General features: G+C 65.5%; 11 protein-coding genes. 4 read left to right on the top strand and 7 right to left on the bottom strand.

The features are described from left to right. Positions 1 to 11: 11 nt before the first annotated feature. From JYG34_RS16460 to JYG34_RS16445, 4 genes are all read right to left on the bottom strand, one after another. Positions 12 to 758, bottom strand: coding sequence for an ABC transporter permease (locus tag JYG34_RS16460; RefSeq protein ID WP_213657454.1), 747 nt, complete (start codon positions 756 to 758; stop codon positions 12 to 14). Continuing rightward, entirely contained in the window at positions 758 to 1,519 is a 762-nt protein-coding gene (locus JYG34_RS16455; protein WP_213657453.1) for an ABC transporter permease, read from the bottom strand. The genes JYG34_RS16460 and JYG34_RS16455 overlap by 1 nt, the downstream gene beginning before the upstream one ends. Before the next feature lie 252 nt (positions 1,520 to 1,771). Beyond that, positions 1,772 to 4,204, bottom strand: coding sequence for a TonB-dependent receptor plug domain-containing protein (locus JYG34_RS16450; protein ID WP_213657452.1), 2,433 nt, complete (start codon positions 4,202 to 4,204; stop codon positions 1,772 to 1,774). Positions 4,205 to 4,399: 195 nt separating this feature from the next. After that, positions 4,400 to 6,640 (bottom strand): TonB-dependent receptor, encoded by a 2,241-nt coding sequence (locus JYG34_RS16445; protein ID WP_213657451.1) that lies wholly within the window; start codon positions 6,638 to 6,640, stop codon positions 4,400 to 4,402. Positions 6,641 to 6,959: 319 nt separating this feature from the next. Between JYG34_RS16445 and JYG34_RS16440 the strand changes: the two genes are divergently transcribed. The 4 genes from JYG34_RS16440 to JYG34_RS16425 are packed head-to-tail and all read left to right on the top strand — an operon-like array spanning position 6,960 to position 12,776. Further along, complete coding sequence (locus JYG34_RS16440; RefSeq protein WP_213657450.1) at positions 6,960 to 9,011, top strand: type VI secretion system tip protein VgrG; 2,052 nt, start codon at positions 6,960 to 6,962, stop codon at positions 9,009 to 9,011. Beyond that, entirely contained in the window at positions 9,008 to 9,826 is an 819-nt protein-coding gene (locus JYG34_RS16435; RefSeq protein WP_213657449.1) for a DUF4123 domain-containing protein, read from the top strand. The genes JYG34_RS16440 and JYG34_RS16435 overlap by 4 nt, the downstream gene beginning before the upstream one ends. Before the next feature lie 16 nt (positions 9,827 to 9,842). Then, a complete protein-coding gene (locus JYG34_RS16430) occupies positions 9,843 to 10,616 on the top strand; it encodes a hypothetical protein (protein WP_213657448.1) in 774 nt (257 codons plus the stop codon). Between the two features lie 6 nt (positions 10,617 to 10,622). Beyond that, entirely contained in the window at positions 10,623 to 12,776 is a 2,154-nt protein-coding gene (locus JYG34_RS16425; protein WP_213657447.1) for a lipase family protein, read from the top strand. Between the two features lie 28 nt (positions 12,777 to 12,804). On the opposite strand, the gene JYG34_RS16420 is transcribed toward JYG34_RS16425, so the two are convergent. The 3 genes from JYG34_RS16420 to JYG34_RS16410 are packed head-to-tail and all read right to left on the bottom strand — an operon-like array spanning position 12,805 to position 16,087. Then, complete coding sequence (locus tag JYG34_RS16420; protein WP_011534565.1) at positions 12,805 to 13,863, bottom strand: ABC transporter substrate-binding protein; 1,059 nt, start codon at positions 13,861 to 13,863, stop codon at positions 12,805 to 12,807. Beyond that, positions 13,860 to 14,927 carry an ABC transporter substrate-binding protein gene (locus tag JYG34_RS16415; RefSeq protein WP_213657446.1) on the bottom strand — a complete coding sequence of 356 codons (1,068 nt, stop codon included), beginning with the start codon at positions 14,925 to 14,927 and terminating at the stop codon, positions 13,860 to 13,862. The genes JYG34_RS16420 and JYG34_RS16415 overlap by 4 nt, the downstream gene beginning before the upstream one ends. Before the next feature lie 11 nt (positions 14,928 to 14,938). Next, entirely contained in the window at positions 14,939 to 16,087 is a 1,149-nt protein-coding gene (locus JYG34_RS16410; protein WP_213657445.1) for an LLM class flavin-dependent oxidoreductase, read from the bottom strand. Between the last annotated feature and the right edge of the window lie 56 nt (positions 16,088 to 16,143).

The following is a 16,143-nucleotide window of genomic DNA, read 5'->3' as shown; positions in this document are numbered from 1 at the left end:
GGTCGGGCCTTTCAACGGGTGGGGCGCCAGCGCAGCAGGCGGCGGGCGAGCAGGGTGGACAGCCAGGTCATCAGGTAGCCGCACAGGCCGATGCACAGCACGCAGATCACGATGATCTCCATGCGCGCCCCGGCCTCGGCATTCATCATCAAGTTGCCGAGCCCGGCGCCGGAGGCGAGGAACAGCTCGCTGCCCACCGCCGTGACCCAGGCGAAGGCCAGGGCCTGCAGCACGCCGGTGGCGATGCTTGGCAGGGCGGCGGGCAGCAGCACCAGGCGCAGTTGCTGCCAGCGGTCGAGGGCCAGCACCTGGCCGACCTCGCGGTGGCGGGTGTCGACCTGGCGCAGGCCTTCGAAGGTGTTGAGCACCATCGGGTAGAACGCCGCCAGGCTGACGATGAGCAGCTTGGAGGCTTCGCCATTGCCCAGCCACAGCGCGATCAGCGGAATCCAGCCGAGCATCGGCACCTGGCGCAGGGCGTGGAACAGCGGAGCGATCAGGCGGTTGGCCAGCGGTGAAAGCGCCATCAGCGCACCCAGGCCGACGCCGACGAGGATCCCCAGCAGCAAACCGATGCTGGTGCGTGCGAGGCTCGCCAGCAGGTTCACCAGCAGCTCGCCGTTGCCCAGCAGTTCGATGAAGGCGCCACCGATCAACGACAGCGGGACGAAGGCGTAGGCCCCCACGGCATCCTGGCGTGAGGCGTATTCCCAGGCTGTGATCAGCAGCAACGGCAACACTAGACCGCGCAGTTTCATCACGACCTCCCGACCGTTTGCCAACTGGACAGACGCCGTTCCAGGCGACGCAAGGTGAAGTCCAGGGTAAAGCCGATCATCCCGGTGAGCACCACGCCGACCATCACCACATCGATACGCAGCATCTGCCGACCCATCTCGATCATCTGCCCCAGGCCGCTGTCGGCGGCCAGCAGCTCGCAGGCCACCAGCACCACCCAGGCGCGGGTCAGGGCGACGCGGATGCCGGTGACGATGGCCGGTACCGCCGCGGGCAGGGCGATGCGCCCGACCAGGGTCGGCCAGGGCAGGCGGTACACTGCGGCCACCTCGAAATGGTTGCGCGGGATGGCGCGGATGCCTTCGACGGTAGCCAGGGCCACGGGGAAGAACGCGGTCTTGGCGACGATGACCACCTTGAACGTCTCGTCGATGCCCAGCAGCAGGACCAGCATCGGGATCAGGGCGATGCTGGGGACCTGGCGCAGGGTGTGGAACAGCGGCGAGCAGTAGGCCTCCACCGTGCGCGACAGGGCCATGGCGGTGCCGAACGCCAGGCCGGCCAGGGCGCCACCGGCAAAGCCCAGGCTCAGGCGCGACAGGCTGCCGAGCAGGTGCTCCTGCAGCTCGCCGGTGGCCAGCAGGTCGGCGAAGCTGCGCCAGACCTCCAGCGGCGGCACCAGCAGGTTGGCCGGGAACAGCCCGGCGGCGGCGACCCCGGCCCACAGGGCGAGCAGGGCGAGGGGGGAAATCAGCCAGGTGAGGGCGTTCAGCGGGTGCATGGCGGGCCTTGGGGTGGCGGGTGGTAATGGGGTATCGCAAGAGCTGTGCCAGCGGCGGCGGGCCGTGATTCCGGGCGAGATCGGATGGGCGTGTTGGCAGGGCAGCAGTGCAGTGTTGATAGAGAAGCAGTGAGTCAGCACTGGCCTCTGGAGGAGCCAGCTTTGCTGGCGAAGGGCGCGACGCGGTGTATGCCTTGATGACGATGCGTTGCGGTTCGCCAGCAAGGCTGGCTCCTACGGGGTATCGGGGGATCAGAAATCGTAGCTGAGGCTGGTGTAGTAGAACGCGCCCTGCGCGCCCTCGGGGCTGGTGATCGAGTACTTCTGCACGCCATACAGCTGCGCGCCTTCGAGCTTGTCCGGGTGGCTGTCGAACAGGTTGATCGCGCCCACCGACAAAGTGAGCCCCAGGCCGAAGCGGTAGGCCACATCGAGGTCGGTCACCCACTGCGCACCGAAGGTCTGGTCCAGGGACGGGTTGGCGGCGTTGCGGTTCTGCCACTCGCCATAACGGCGCTGGGCCACGGTCACGCTCCAGCCGTCATACAGCCAGTTGGCGCCCAGGGTGAGTTTGTCCTTGGGCGTGCCGTCCTCGATCAGCCCTTGGGTGTTGCGGCCGATGATCTGGTTGCCGGGGATGCCGCCCACGTCGTCCAGCCCGGTGATGCGGGTGTTGGTACGGGCATAGCCGCCGTTGAGGTCGAGCCGGCCCCAGGCACCAAGGTCGAGCTGGTAGTGCCCGGCCAGCTCGATGCCGTCGGTGCGGGTGTCGGCGATGTTGGTGTAGAACGCCGCGCTCTGGATGTTGGCGTAGGGCGTACCGGCGAAGATCGGCCCGACCACCGCGGCCGGCAACTGGTCGGAGAGGGTGATGCGGTTGTCGATGTCGATCCGGTAGGCGTCGACGGTGAGCGAGGCGTTGGGCAGCGGGCGCCACACCAGGCCCACGGAGAAGTTGGTCGATTCCTCCGGCTTGAGCGCCTGGCCACCGAGCAGCCGTGCCTCGGGGCTGTCGGCGCGCAGGGTGCGCTGCTGCACCTCGACCCAGTTGCCGCTGCCCGGTGGTTGCTCGACCACCTGCACGCTGAACGACGACAATCCCGACTGCACCAGTGAAGGTGCGCGGTAGCCGGTGCTGGCGCTGGCCCGGGCAGCGAACTCGGGGGTGAAGTCGTAGCGCAGCGACAGTTTGCCGTTGGTGGTGTCGCCGAAGTCGGAGTAGTGCTCGCTGCGCAGGGCGAAGCCGGCCTGGAATTTCTCGGTGACCTGCCCTTCGAGGTCGAAATAGGCGCCGATCACCCGGCGATCGAGCGAGGCGGCGTCCACCTGGGTGATACCCGAGTAATAGCCGGGGATACGCCGCCCGGTCAGTGGGTCGACGGTGTTGAACAGGGGGCCGTTCTGCCAGCCCTGGGCGTCGCCGGCCGTGAGTTGGTAGTTCTCCTCGCGCCAGGCCAGGCCGGCGGACAAGGTGAGTGGCTTGAACAGCAGGTCGGTGGCGAAGTCGCGGGTCCAGTCCAATGTAAGGTTGGTCTGGTCGGCCTCGCGACGGCCGGTGTGGATCGTCGAGGCGCTGGCGGTGCCCCAGCTGGGGTTGATGGCGTCGCGGTCGGTGGAGTCGAGGCGGTTGTTGCCGTGGTTCAGCGCCAGGTCGAAGTGGCCGAGGGTTGCGTCCTCGTAGCGCAGCCCGCCGGTGACGGCATAGTCCTCAAGGCCATAGCGGGTGATCGGCAGGCGCCCGTCCGGGTAACGGGCCAGGGCCACGCTGCCATAGTTGTTGCGCAGGGTGGTGGGCGGGTCGAAGAAGTTCTCGGCGTCGGTGTTCTTGTGCGCGTAAGTGGCCAAGCCATAGGCGCTGAGGCCTTCGCCCAGGCCCATCTCGGCATTGGCGGTGAAGTTGTACTGGTCCGAGACATTGCCTGAGCCCCAGCGCCAGTTGCGGTAGCGGTTGTTCTGCTCGCGCGCAGTATTGGTGCTGGTGGAACCGGGGTAGAACAGCCGGTTGTCGTCGCGGGTGTCGCTGGCCGGGTCTTGGCTGCCGGCGTCGAAGGCCAGGGTGAGGAAACCGTCGTTGGGCAGGGCGAAGCCCTTCCAGCCGCTGAGTTTGCGCTGCCGGCCATCGCCCTTGTCGTAGCCGCCGAAGCGGTAGCCGATGTTGCCGCCGTCGTCGCGTTCCTTGAGCACGATGTTGATCACCCCGGCAATGGCGTCCGAGCCGTACTGGGCGGCGGCGCCGTCGCGCAGGATCTCCACCCGCTCCACGGCTGACAGCGGGATCAGGCTCAGGTCCACCGCCGCCGCGCCGCGGCCGTTGACCAGGCCCTGGCGGGTGACGTTGGCGCTGGTGTGGCGGCGCTTGCCGTTGACCAGTACCAGCACTTGGTCGGAGGCCAGGCCGCGCAGCGAGGCGCCCTGGGCGATGGAGCCGGCGAAGGCGCCTTGAGGGGATTGCGGGTAGTTGAACGAGGGCGACAGGGCGGTGAGCGCGCCGGACAGGTCCTGGGCGCCGGTTTGTTGGAGTTTCTCGCCGCTGAGTACATCGACCGGGGCGGCGCTTTGCAGGGCGGTGAGGTCGCTGCGGTGGGTGCCGACCACGACCACGGTGTCGAGCTGGTCGGCGGCGAGGGCGGGCAGGGCGAGGCTGCCGATGGCCAGGGTGAGGGCATTGGTGATGAAAGGGGGCATGGGGTACCTGCTGATGATTGTGCTGTCTGTACGGGCTCTTTCGCGGGTAAACCCGCTCCCACAGGGATTGGTATCCAATACCTTGGGGGCTGTCCGGCTGTGCTGACTTCACGGCAAGGCCGGCGCCTGCAAGTACGGTGTCGAGCCGATATCTGTGGGCGCGGGCTTGCCCGCGAAGAGGCCCGAAAGGGCGACTCAGAACCGGCTGGTGACGCTCAACCCGACCGTGCGTGGATCGCCGTAGGTGATCACGTACTGCCCGGCACCGCCGTTGGGCCGGCCATGCACCTGGTAGCGGCGGTCGGTGAGGTTGTTGACGAAGCCGGTGATGCTGAGCTTGTCGTCGGCGCTGAACCAGCTCAGACGCGCGTTGGCCAGGGTGTAGTGCGGCTGGCTGAGGGTCGCGTCGGCGCTGCCCTGGCGGTCGGCGAGGAAGTACTCCTTGTCGCGGAAACTCACGTCACCGCCGGCCACCACGCGCCCGGGCACGTCCAGCGGCAGGGTGTAGTCGGCGCCCAGCGACACCACATTGCGCGGCGAGCGCACGAAGCGGTTGCCGCTGTAGTCGCCGGTCACCACGCCGGTGGTCGGGTTGGTGTTCTTGAAGTCGGTGTACTCGGTGTCGAGGAACGACAGCGCCGCGCGCAGGTGCAAGCGCTCGGTGGGCTGGCCTTCGATCTCCAGTTCCGCGCCCTTGACCTTGCCCTTGGCGCCGTTGGTCAGGGCGGTGGTGAGCACGCCGTCGTTGACCGTCAGCAGGTTCACCTGGATGTCCGAGTAGTCGTAGTAGAAGACGTTGGCGTTGACCGTCAGGCGCCGGTCGAACCACTCGGACTTGAGCCCCAGTTCGTAGGCGTCCAGCTCTTCCGGGTCGACTGTGGTCAACTGCGCCAGGCTGGTGGACAGTCCGGTATTGAAGCCGCCGGAGCGAAAGCCATGGGCATAGCGGAAGAACACCCGCAGGTTGTCGTTGATGCGGTATTCCGGGGTCAGGTCGTAGGTCCAGGCTTCCCAGGTCTTGTCTTCCTGGCGGTTGCCGTTGCTGCCGGCGCCGGCGATGGGGATCAGCGGGCCGTTGGCGGTGGCGCGGGTCAGTTGCACCAGGTCCAGGTCGATGTCCTTTTTCTCCTGGGTCCAGCGCAGGCCGCCGGTCACGCTGAAGGCATCGGTGAACGCATAGGTGACGTTGCCGAACAGCGCGTAGCTGTCGGTGCGGTGGTCAAAGCCCAGGTCGCGGTAGGCCGTGCTGCCGACCTGGTTGGAGCCGGTGCCGTTGGGGGTCGGGCCTGGGGTGACGATGCGCTGCGCGGCGCTGTCGAGGTCTTCATGGAAGTAGTGGGCACCGAGCAGCCAGTGCAGCGGGCGATCCTCCGGCGAGGCCAGGCGCAGTTCCTGGGACCATTGGCGGTAGCTGTTGTCGGTGATCGCGGCGCCGTTGACCTCGTAGGGTGTGTAGTCGGCGTCGGTGGTGGAGCGGTTGCGGATGTAGTCGTAGGCGCTGATCGAGGTCAGGGTGTAGTCGCCCAGGTACCCGTTGAACGTGAGCGAGGCGCCGTCGTGGTCGAGGCGGTAGTCCTCGTTGACGTTGAGCGAGATGTCGCGGCCGTTGGGGCGCTCGTAGCCGACGTTGTAGTAGCGGCCCACCGGCAACGAACCGTTGCTGCCGTCGCCCTTGAACTGGCGGCTGTGGAGTTTCAGCAAGGCGTCGAGGTCGGGGTTGAGCTGGGCGAGGAACTGTACGCGCACGGCCTTCTTGTTCACGTCGCCATAGCTGTTGCCGTCGTAGTCGTTGTTCTGGAAACCATCGCGCTCTTCGGAATACAGCGACACCCGGCCGGCCAGTTTCTCGTCCACCAGGGTGCCGCCGATGGCGCCGTTGAGGATGCGTTCGTTCTTGCTGCCGAAGCCGATCGTGCCGTAGCCGTCGGTGTCGAAGGTCGGTTTCTTCGAGATCACGTTGACCGCGCCGGCCGTGGTGTTCTTGCCGTACAGGGTGCCCTGCGGGCCGCGCAGGATCTCGATGCGCTCCAGGTCGAACAGCGGCCCGCCGCCGGCGACCGGGGCGTTGAGGTAGACGTCGTCGGCATAGATACCCACCGGGTAGACCGTCGCCGCGCCGGTGTCGCCGGTGCCCAGGCCGCGGATGTACCAGCGCGGGCGACCGTCGCCGTCGGGGTTCTTGGCCGAGGCGTTGGGCACGAAGGTGGTGATGTCGCCCATCGCGCGCACACCGTCGGCGACCAGTTGCGTGCCCTTGATGGCCGATACGGCAACCGGCACTTCCTGCAGCGTCTGTTCGCGGTGCTGGGCGGTGACGGTGACGGTCTCCAGGGCCGGCTCGGGCTTGTTGTCGTCGGCGGCGAAGGTGTGGCTGGCGGTGCTGCCGAGCAGCAGCGCGAGGCTGATCTGGCGGGCGAGTGGATGGCGTTGGTGCATGTGGAGTCTCCCCATATTGAAACGTTGTTGGGGAGTGCTGGAGCAGGGACTGTGCCAGTCTCATAACTCATTGTTATTGTTGGGTTTTATTGATTTTCTTCAGATGCTGTGCGGATTGGGCAACAGAGAGGTGCTTGCTGGGTGTTGCTGGCGCAGCAGGGGCTTCATAAGCGTCTTACGCGTTTCAAGGAAAGCTCCTACGCGAGCTCGGATCGGTCCTGCATATCTGGTGGAGAAGTTCGGCTAGCTTGGCGGTTTTCCCCACTTTGCAGGGGGCGATGTTGCACCCCGGCCAAGGTGGCCCAACCAGGGACAACGGATGTTCGAATCATTACCCCCCGACCGCCTGCGGTTTCACGTACCGGCAGTCCAGCCTGAGCTTCAGGTCCTGAAATTCGACGGCGACGAATACATCAGCAGGCTCTTCCGCTTCGAGCTCGAACTGGTCAGCGAAAATGCCCGCCTGCCGCTCGAGCGGATGCTCAACCAACCGGCCTTTCTCGCCTTCGATGGCCTGGACTGCGGTATCCACGGTGTCATCAGCCGTTTTCGCCAGGGCGTCATCGGCGACCGCCTCACGCACTACCACGCCCGCCTGGAGCCACGCTTGGCGCGGCTGGGCCTGCGCACCAACCAGCGGGTCTTCCAGCAACGCACGGTGGCGCAGATCATCGGCCAGGTGCTCGAAGAGCACGGGCTGCTGGGTGACAGCTACCGCTTCCTCCTCGAAGAACCCTACCCACCGCGCGAATACTGCGTGCAGTACGGCGAGAGCGACCTGGCGTTCATCGAACGGCTGTGCCAGGAAGACGGTATCCACTACCACTTCACGCATTCACGCCAGGGCCACGGCGTGGTGTTCGCCGACCACCAGTCACACTTCCCCCGCCTCGGGCGCGCCCTGGGCTTTCATCCCCCCACCGGCCTGCGGGCCGACACCCAGGTGGTCAGCCAGTTCGGCGTGAGCGTGCGCACCGCGGTCAACCAGGTGGAGCTGCGTGACCACGACTTTCGCAAGGCCGCGCTGCCACTGGCCTACCCGAGCAGCACCGGCGAGGCCCAGGTGCTGCCCCTGGAGCACTACGCCTACCCCGGCGGCTTGCGCCAGACCCTCGACCAGCAGCGGGGCGCATCGCTGAGCAAGCGCGCGTTGCAGCGCTGTCGCTTCAACCATTGCCTGGCCGAAGGGGCCAGCGACGCGGCGTTTCTGCTCAGCGGCCACCTGCTGCAACTGACCGACCATCCCCGCGAGGCCTGGAACGACCTGTGGCTGCTCACCCACGTCCACCACGAGGGCCACCAGCCCCAGGTGCTCGAGGAGCACGCCACAGCCGACGCGCAGACGCGCTACAGCAACACCTTCGACGCCATCCCCTGGGACGTGCTGTTCCGCCCGCCGCTGAGCCGGCCCAGGCCGCAGGTGCCCGGCTGCCAGGTGGCCAGGGTTACCGGCCCGCCCGGCGAGGAGGTGTATTGCGACGCCCTGGGCAGGGTCAAGGTGCAGTTCCACTGGGACCGCGAAGGCCGCGGCGACGCACACACCAGTTGCTGGTTGCGGGTGCTGTCCAGCTGGTCCGGCGACCGGTACGGCGCGGTCACGCTGCCCCGGGTGGGCATGGCGGTGGTGGTCAGCTTCCTCGACAACGACCCCGACCAGCCCGTGGTCAGCGGCTGCCTGCCCGACAGCCTGCACCCGCCACCCTATGCCTTGCCCGAATACCGCAGTCGCACGGTGTTGCGCAGCCGCAGCCTGGGTGGCGGCGGGGGCTACAACGAGCTGGTCATGGAGGACCGTGCGGGGCAGGAGTTGCTGTACCTGCGCGCCCAGCGCGACTACGAGCGGCAGGTGGGCAACGACAGCCACGAGGCGATCGGCGGCCGGCGCGAGGTGCGGGTGAAAGGGGCCAGCCGGGTCACCCTGGAGGCCGAGGAGCAGCGCACCGTCGGTGGGCATCGGCAGGTGCTGGTGCGGGCCAGCGACCACCTGGTGGTGGAGCAGGGCAGCCAGACCCGTGTGGGCACGGTGCTGGTGCAGCATGCCGGGCGTCAGGTGCAGGTGTCGGCGGACGGCGAGGTGGTGGTGGAGGGCGGTGCCAGCATCACCCTCAAGGTTGGTGGGCAGCACCTGGTGATCAATGGTGCGGGCATCTTCTGCAGCAGCCCGATCCAGATCGGCGGGGCGCCGGCGGCCAGCGTCCCGGCGCAGCCCCTGCTGCCGGGCGACGGCCAGGAGCTGCCCGATGCATTGCCGCTGCCCGTGACGGCGGGGCCGGTGCAGTGGGCGTTGTGGGCGGGGAGTCAGGCGCTCGACAGCGCGCTGTGTCCGGTCTGTGACAGTTGTTGCGACACGCCTTTGGGAGGTGCGGTATGAGCGAGTTAACCCCGTGGCAATGGATGGCACGCGAGCGCGCTTGCGGCCGTGACATCGTGCTGATGCTCGACGCCGGCTCCGATGCCCGCCAGGCCCTGATGGCCCGCCTGGGCTCCGAGCGCTGGTGCGCGCTGTACCAGCAGACCGAAGTCGCCCATCTCGCGGCGCAAGGGCCGGCCTGTTTTCTGATCGGTGAGGGCGAAGTGCAGTTGCTGCAGGGCTTGTTCGAGGCGCCGCAAGGCAACTGGGGGTGGCTGGCCAGCTTGGCGCCCGGCGCCTTGCCGGACTGGGTCGAGCATTGGCGTGCACGGTTGCTGCTGGGCCAGCGGCCGCAGCGGGCGCTGTACCGGTTCCATGACAACCGTGTACTGGCGCGGGCGATGGCGGTCGCGGATCGCAGGGCCGCCTGGCTCGGCGAGGCCATCAGCGTGTGCTACTGGCAGGCCACGGCCTGGCGGGTGGTGGATAACCCGGCGCCCCGTGCCTACCCCGTACCGCCCGTTCCGGTCTGGTTACCGACTCCGGCCGAAGTCGAAGGCAATGGGGTCGCCTTGGCCAATGCCCATCGCTATCTTTCCGGCCTGCATTTGGACGCCTACCGCACCCTATCCCGGAACCAGATGCCCCTTGAGTGGTTGCAACGCCAACTGCGCCAGGCCCGTGCCTGGGGTTGGCATACAGGGGAGGAGATCGAGTTCCTGCTGATGTTGAGCCTGCGCTCGCCGGGGTACGAAGTGCCGCGGGAGTGTGCACCGTTGGTTGATGAAAGTCCACAGGCGCACCTGGAGCGGTTGCGACTTCGTACGGTGTTTTGAACAGGGAGAAAGAAAGATGAATGGGACGTTCTTGAAGTGTCTGGTGATGTTGGGGCTGGCTTCATTGGTGGGATGTGCGGAAGAGCCGCCGAATACGTTCAAGTTGGTGGGAGAGCTGCCATCGAACTTTGTGTATGCGGCGGTTGCGCACTATGAGCCAGAGCCTGGTGCGAAATGCGTGCTAGCTGATTGGGGGAGGGCCGTACAGCACTTCAATCGAGAGTGGGATAAGGAGTATGAACCAACTTCTACTATCGTGATTCGCAAGGTTGTCGATGGGTGTAGTGTGGTTGTAAGTAGTATAAAAATCCGAATTATTGGAATCTATGGAGATGCCTTTCATCAAGCGTCGGAGAATAGGGCGGGCATTGGGGTATATGCAGAGCTTGATGAAAAATATAGGCGTGTTATGAGTGCTGGTGATGGAGATACGTTTTATGGTGAGTGTCAGTGGTTATTTCGAACGATGGGGAAGGAGCGATACATAAGGAAGGTTCTCCTCTGTAAAAAAGATAAAGAGCGTGGGGAGAAGTTTGTCGGGAATCCGTTTGGTGCCTACTTGGTCGACCAGTTGCCGGGAAAAACAATACGAATGAATATTCGTGTCGTTGAGAGCGAGAGGCCATATTTCAAAGACACCTGGGTGAAATTTCCAAGGGGCTGGAAACGATGCCTAGGGAAGGGGGTGGATGATCTGTATGGATACTGTCGAGGGAATTACTCGGATTTTATCGATTTCAAGATGCCAGATGGGCGAATCTGCAATTTATATCCAAGTTGCGAGGAGTGAAGCGTTATGGGTCATAATGAGTTTTTCAAGGAAATTAATCATCCGCTCAACAATATTATGCTTGTCTGTCCTGTGCGCGGCGTCTCAACGAGCTTTCAATTGGTAGACGAGCAAGGTCATGGGGCCCCCTATGCAGGTGCCTTTTATGAAGTGGTGGATATGGATGGCACAACCTACAAGGGAGCCCTTGACACGGATGGTAAAGGTGAGGTTCTAAATCATTGCCGTGGGCCTGTGTCGTTGCGCTTTGCGAGCGAATATACCGGGGCGGATGTGAGCTATGAACGATTGCAGACACGAGACCATTACCCGCTGAAGATTACCGATATTCAAGTTCGTGCTGAGCAAACGCATTTCCAGAATCGCGACGGTAGAAGAACACAGTCAAATCCCGCAGCCGTTAGCGCTGACGAGTTTTATCAAGTCGAAGTTAGCGAGCTTGTCTGCCACATCTGCCACCTTCCGCCTAGGTCCTTGAGTGACTTTCCTTCGGATCTGGGTATTCGACGAATCATGGGCAAGCATTGCGAATGGGGTGTCGGGCTCATGTTCGGCAAGCACACGGTATTGGAAGTTCGCCCGCTACGAGCGCTGCGGCCTGTCCTGTCAATGGATCCGGAGTTTTGCGCGCTGAACCTCTATCAGTTGGCATTGATGGCCACGCTCAGCTACACCCCGTTCGGGCAGGAACCTCCGGGTCATCCAGTCAAAGCCCAATCGGTCAATTTTCCTCATGTCCCCACCGTCGGAAACTGGTTTGGCGACGCTCTGGCCAAAGGGAAGGAGATCTGGCGCGTAGACACGAAACAACAGACAGAGTACTTCCCACTCTACGAAGATGTGCCTTATTCCCAGCGATGGGAAATTGTGCCATTCGATCCAGAACTGTATGAGCAGAACAACCCCGCGCTAGGTGACGATCAGGAAAATCCAAGCAGCCTTCACTTCCTGGATGATAGAGGGCTTCCTGACACAACGGATACTCAGGCATTCATAACCCACAATGCCGATGTGATGATCATTGCTATTCGTGGCACGAGCGAAAAGATCCCGGATCTAATGCGTGACGTGGACGCATTACAGGTCCCATTCGAAGAGGGGCATGGTAAGGTTCATCGTGGCTTCTATCTTGCCGCAAAGCGTGCTGTTCGGTTAGTTACAAACTATATGGATAAGTTTTATCAATCCCAGAAACTCATCATCTGCGGCCACAGCCTCGGTGGCGCGATAGCATTACCGCTGGCCCAAATGCTACGTGCCATCGATAGGAGTTATCCCCTCCAGCTCTACACCTACGGCGCCCCCCGAGCCGGCGACAGCACGTTCCTCGCCAGCGCCGCCAACCTGCGCCACCACCGCATCGTCAACAATGACGACATGGTCCCCAACCTGCCACTGCCGTGGATGAACACCCGTTACGAGGTGATCGCCACAGGCGCCGTCCTGGCGAGTATCAACTTCCCGCTTGGCGCCATGGTCATGCGAACAGGCCTGGTCAACCAGGACGGCGAGCCCTACGGGCACCATGGCGAGCTGCAGCATTTCATGCCGATCCAGCTCAGCAACCAGGAATCCTCGGCCATTCTCTGGCGCCCGGGCTGTACCACCATCACCGCCCAGCCCGCCTGCAACTACTACCTGGAAAAGGTCGATGGCCTGCCGCAGCACCGGTCGGTCAGCCTGGCGGATCATTTCATGGTGTCCAGCTACATCCCGGCCTGCTGGGCCATGCTGCGCCGTCACCAGCAGGCGCTGGCCAACCGCACGCCAGCGGTGACCGTGCGGGAACTGGAGGCGGTGGACACAGCATTGGCATCGATCAGCCAGCAACTGCGCGAGCGCCGCTCCCGGCTAAGCCGAGGCGACTACTACCCGCGTTCCCGCGAGCCCAGCCTGACCGCCATCGAAAAAGAACTGGAACGCCTGCAGGCTACCCGCGAGCGGCTGGCCAGCCTGCGCCGCGCTCCGGTCAGCGAAGCCGACGTCTACGGCAGCCTCGCCGGCCAGCCGCAACTGGCCGAGGCCCTGGAGCGCTGGCAGGCCCACGCCGCCAGCACCCAGGCCGCGCCGTTGGCCATGGCGCCCAAGGAACAGGACATCAACGTGGTGACGTTCGACGAGCTGTTCGCCAGCCTCGACGACCCGCTTGACCTCATATGAGCAGTGGCCGGCTTGCCCAGTGCCGCGTTCAAACCGCCAAGCGCGATGTCGACCCGATCACCTGCTCCAGCACGCTCGAGTCGATCCATTCGCGCACATCGATGCGCCGTGGAATGAACCCCCAGCGATGGAGAAACTCGCTGAAGTCCTGCAACGCCGCGATCGACCGGCTATCCAGCGCCGTGCGCAAGCGCCGGTGGGCGTCCTCGCCATAGGCCGCCGCCACCCAGTACTCGCTGGTGTTCAGTTCGCGGGCAAGAAAGCGCCGGGTCTCCTCGGGGTTGGCCCAGGCCCACTGCTCGGTGCGCAGCACGGTATCGACCAAAATACGGCTGGCGTCGAAATGCTCGTGCAGCAAGTGGGTGTCCACCGTCAACGTGCGTGGGGTGCCGTTGTTGCTGCGGATCAGCGGGTCGGGGTGGCTGCCGGTGTCGACCACCACGCGCAGGCCGAACTCGTGGGCCAGCTGCACCGCGTGGGCCCCCTTGAGGAAGATCGCGTCGATGTCGCCGCGCAGCAGGCCGATCAACTCGTTGTTGCGCCGGCTCACGCGGCGGGTGTCCAAGGCCACTTCCGAGCCGTACAGGTGCTGCTTGGGCTCGTCGCTGTAGGTGCCGCCGTAGGGGTAGTCCACCAGCTCAACATCAGCCACGTTCAGCCCTTCGAGCTTGAGCGCGTTTTCCAGGCCGCGCAGGGCCTGGGCGCGGGTGAAGTCGATCTGCACGTTGGCCCACTTGGGCAGGCCGAAGCGGCGGTTCTTCAGGTCGCGGATGCCGCGCACGCCGCTCTCTTCGGTGGTGAGGATCAGCTGCACCTCGTCGATCCAGCTCAGCCCCAGCACCCGGGTCTCGACGCCGCTGGCGTAGGCCCAGATCGCCGGGATGCTGCCGCCGTGGCGCACCGAGTTCTGCAGGTGGTGGTCGTAGTGGGCCTCGCGTACCTCACGTTCGCTGGACTCGCGCAATGACTGGATGCGCGTGCCGAACGGCGCGAAGGCCTGGGCCAGGCGCCCGGACTGCACGGCAATGCCGAGGCCGGTGGGCACCGGGCTGTGGGTGTACCAGAGGGTTTCCAGGGGCTTGCTCATAGGGCGACGGGCTTCCTGTCCATGGGGGTTGTCGTGGCGAGCAGCGCCTCCAGCGGCTGCCGGTCGATCCAGTCGCGCACGGCGAAACTTGCGGGGATGAAGCGCCAGCGCTGGAGGAAGTGCACGAAGTCCTGCAGGGCATCGATTGCCTGCTCGTCCAGGGCGGTGCGCAGGCGCAGGTGGGCGTCGTTGCCGTAGGCCACGCCGACCCAGTACTCGCTGCTGTTGGTTTCGCGCGCCAGGTAGCGGCGGGTTTCGTCCGGGTGCTGGTGCGCCCAGTCCTCGGCGCGCAGCACGCTGGCGAGGATGGCGCGGGCCACCTGTGGGTGCTGCTCGAGCAGGTGGTTGTCCACGGCCAGGGTGCGTGGGGTGCCGTTGTTGCTGCGGATCAGTGGGTCGGGGTGGCTGCCGGTGTCGATCACGGTGCGCAGGCCGAAGGCGTGGGCCAGCTGCACGGCGCTGGCGCCCTTGAGGAAGATCGCGTCCACCTCGCCGCGCAGCAGGCCGGCCAGTTCCAGGTTGCGGCCTTCGTTGTGGGTGGTGGATACCGGGGTGCCGGCGACAGTACGTACCGGGCGGTCGCTGAAGGTGCCGTCGTAGCGGTAGTTGACCAGTTGCAGGTCGCCCACTTGCAGGCCGTCGAGCCTGAGCGCGTTTTCCAGGCCGCGCAGGGCCTGGGCGCGGGTGAAGTCGATCTGCGCCGCGGCCCAGTCGGGCAGGCCGAAGCGCCGGCCCTTGAGGTCCTTCACGGTGTGGATGGCGCTGTCCGGGCGGGCCAGGATCAGTTGTGCCTCGTCGGCCCAGGACAGGCCGATCACGCGGGTCTCGCGGCCTTGGGCGCGGGCCCAGATCGCCGGGATGCTGCCGCCGTGGCGCACCGAGTTGCGTAGCGTGTGGTCGAAGTGCGATTCGCGCACGGCCTGCTCGTCGGCTTCGCGCAGCGACTGCACGCGGGTGCCGAGGGCGGCCAGGTCTTGCTGCAACCAGCCTTGCTGCACGGCGATGCCCAGGCCGGTGGGCACCGGGCAGCGGGTGTACCAGAGCGTATCGAGGGGGTGGCTCATGGTTGTTCTCCTCAGGCGCTGGCCTTCAGTGGCGCGGCGGCGGGCTGCTGCACCAGCGGCAGCACTTCCTGGCCGATGCGCAAGGCTTCCTCCAGGTGCGGGTTGGCCGCCAGGATGAAGGTCGAGAAGCCAGCATCGCGGTACTCGGCCAGGCGCTCGGCGATGTGCTCGTGACTGCCCACCAGGCCCACCGTCGGGCCGGGCTTGGCCTTGGCGAAGCCGGCCCACAGGTTGCGGGCCAGCTTCAGCGCGTCGAAGTCCTGCAGGTGCTGGTGATAGGCCGCCTGGCGCGCGCCGCCCACCGAGTCGGAGCCGCTGGCGAAGCCCTTGGCGATGGCGCTGCTGTTGCCTTCGAGGCGTTCGAACTGCTGGCGCAGTTCGCGCCAGGCCTGCTCTTCGGTTTCGCGGGCGAACAGGTCCACGCGCAAGCCGAAGCGTACCGTGCGGCCTTGCTTGTCGGCCAGCTCGCGCACCCGCTCGATATGCGGCTTGAGCCTGTCGATGGGCTCGGCCCAGTTCAGGTAGACGTCGGCGTGGCGGGCGGCGACCTCCAGCGCGGCGTCGGAGAAACCGGAGAAGTACACCCCAGGCTTGCGCTCGTGCTGCAGGCCCGGCGGCAGGCTGCCGTGCTCCAGGCGGTAGATGTCGCCTTCGTAGGAGAACGTGTCGTTGGCCCACAGGCCCTGGATCACGTCGAGGAATTCGCCGGTGCGCTTGTAGCGCAGGTCGTGTTCGAGGAAGTCGCCATTGGCGCGCTGGCTGGCAGGGTTGCCCCCGGTGATGATGTTCCAGTCCAGCCGCCCGCCGCTGAGGTTCTGCAGGATCGCCGCTTGCTGCGCGGCATAGGCGGGCAGGGTCCAGGTGGCCTGGAAGGCGATCAGAAAGCGGATGCGCCGGGTCTCGCGGGCCAGGGCCGCGGCGGCGATCCAGGGTTCGGGGCCGGTGGGCAGCAGCGCGCCTTCGAAGCCGGCCAGCTCGGCGGCCTTGGCCACCTGGGCGATGTAGTCGATGTAGGTGAAACCATCGGCCTCGCCGTTGGGCAGGCGGCCTGGGGCGATGTGGCCGGGGCGGTGCTGTGGATTGCCGCGGTTGTGGCGGTCGGTGGACAGCTGCGGGCCATCGGTGCCCAGGGGCAGGCGCCAGAAGAATTCGGTGGTCATGGGGGCTCCTGAAGGGGAGGTTGTCGAGGGTGGGGGCGGTGCAACGGCTGTGCCAT

The sequence above is a fragment of the Pseudomonas entomophila genome (assembly GCF_018417595.1).
In the GTDB taxonomy this organism is placed as follows: Bacteria; Pseudomonadota; Gammaproteobacteria; order Pseudomonadales; family Pseudomonadaceae; genus Aquipseudomonas; species Aquipseudomonas entomophila_C.
This window is presented reverse-complemented; position numbering and strand designations above follow the sequence as displayed.

Bases quoted from the DNA above. Each gene is read 5' to 3' on its own strand.
- JYG34_RS16450 (WP_213657452.1), bottom strand. From the start codon at position 4,204: ATGCCCCCTTTCATCACCAATGCCCTCACCCTGGCCATCGGCAGCCTC.
- JYG34_RS16420 (WP_011534565.1), bottom strand. From the start codon at position 13,863: ATGAGCAAGCCCCTGGAAACCCTCTGGTACACCCACAGCCCGGTGCCC.
- JYG34_RS16430 (WP_213657448.1), top strand. From the start codon at position 9,843: ATGAATGGGACGTTCTTGAAGTGTCTGGTGATGTTGGGGCTGGCTTCA.
- JYG34_RS16445 (WP_213657451.1), bottom strand. From the start codon at position 6,640: ATGCACCAACGCCATCCACTCGCCCGCCAGATCAGCCTCGCGCTGCTG.
- JYG34_RS16410 (WP_213657445.1), bottom strand. From the start codon at position 16,087: ATGACCACCGAATTCTTCTGGCGCCTGCCCCTGGGCACCGATGGCCCG.
- JYG34_RS16415 (WP_213657446.1), bottom strand. From the start codon at position 14,927: ATGAGCCACCCCCTCGATACGCTCTGGTACACCCGCTGCCCGGTGCCC.
- JYG34_RS16425 (WP_213657447.1), top strand. From the start codon at position 10,623: ATGGGTCATAATGAGTTTTTCAAGGAAATTAATCATCCGCTCAACAAT.
- JYG34_RS16440 (WP_213657450.1), top strand. From the start codon at position 6,960: ATGTTCGAATCATTACCCCCCGACCGCCTGCGGTTTCACGTACCGGCA.
- JYG34_RS16455 (WP_213657453.1), bottom strand. From the start codon at position 1,519: ATGCACCCGCTGAACGCCCTCACCTGGCTGATTTCCCCCCTCGCCCTG.
- JYG34_RS16460 (WP_213657454.1), bottom strand. From the start codon at position 758: ATGAAACTGCGCGGTCTAGTGTTGCCGTTGCTGCTGATCACAGCCTGG.
- JYG34_RS16435 (WP_213657449.1), top strand. From the start codon at position 9,008: ATGAGCGAGTTAACCCCGTGGCAATGGATGGCACGCGAGCGCGCTTGC.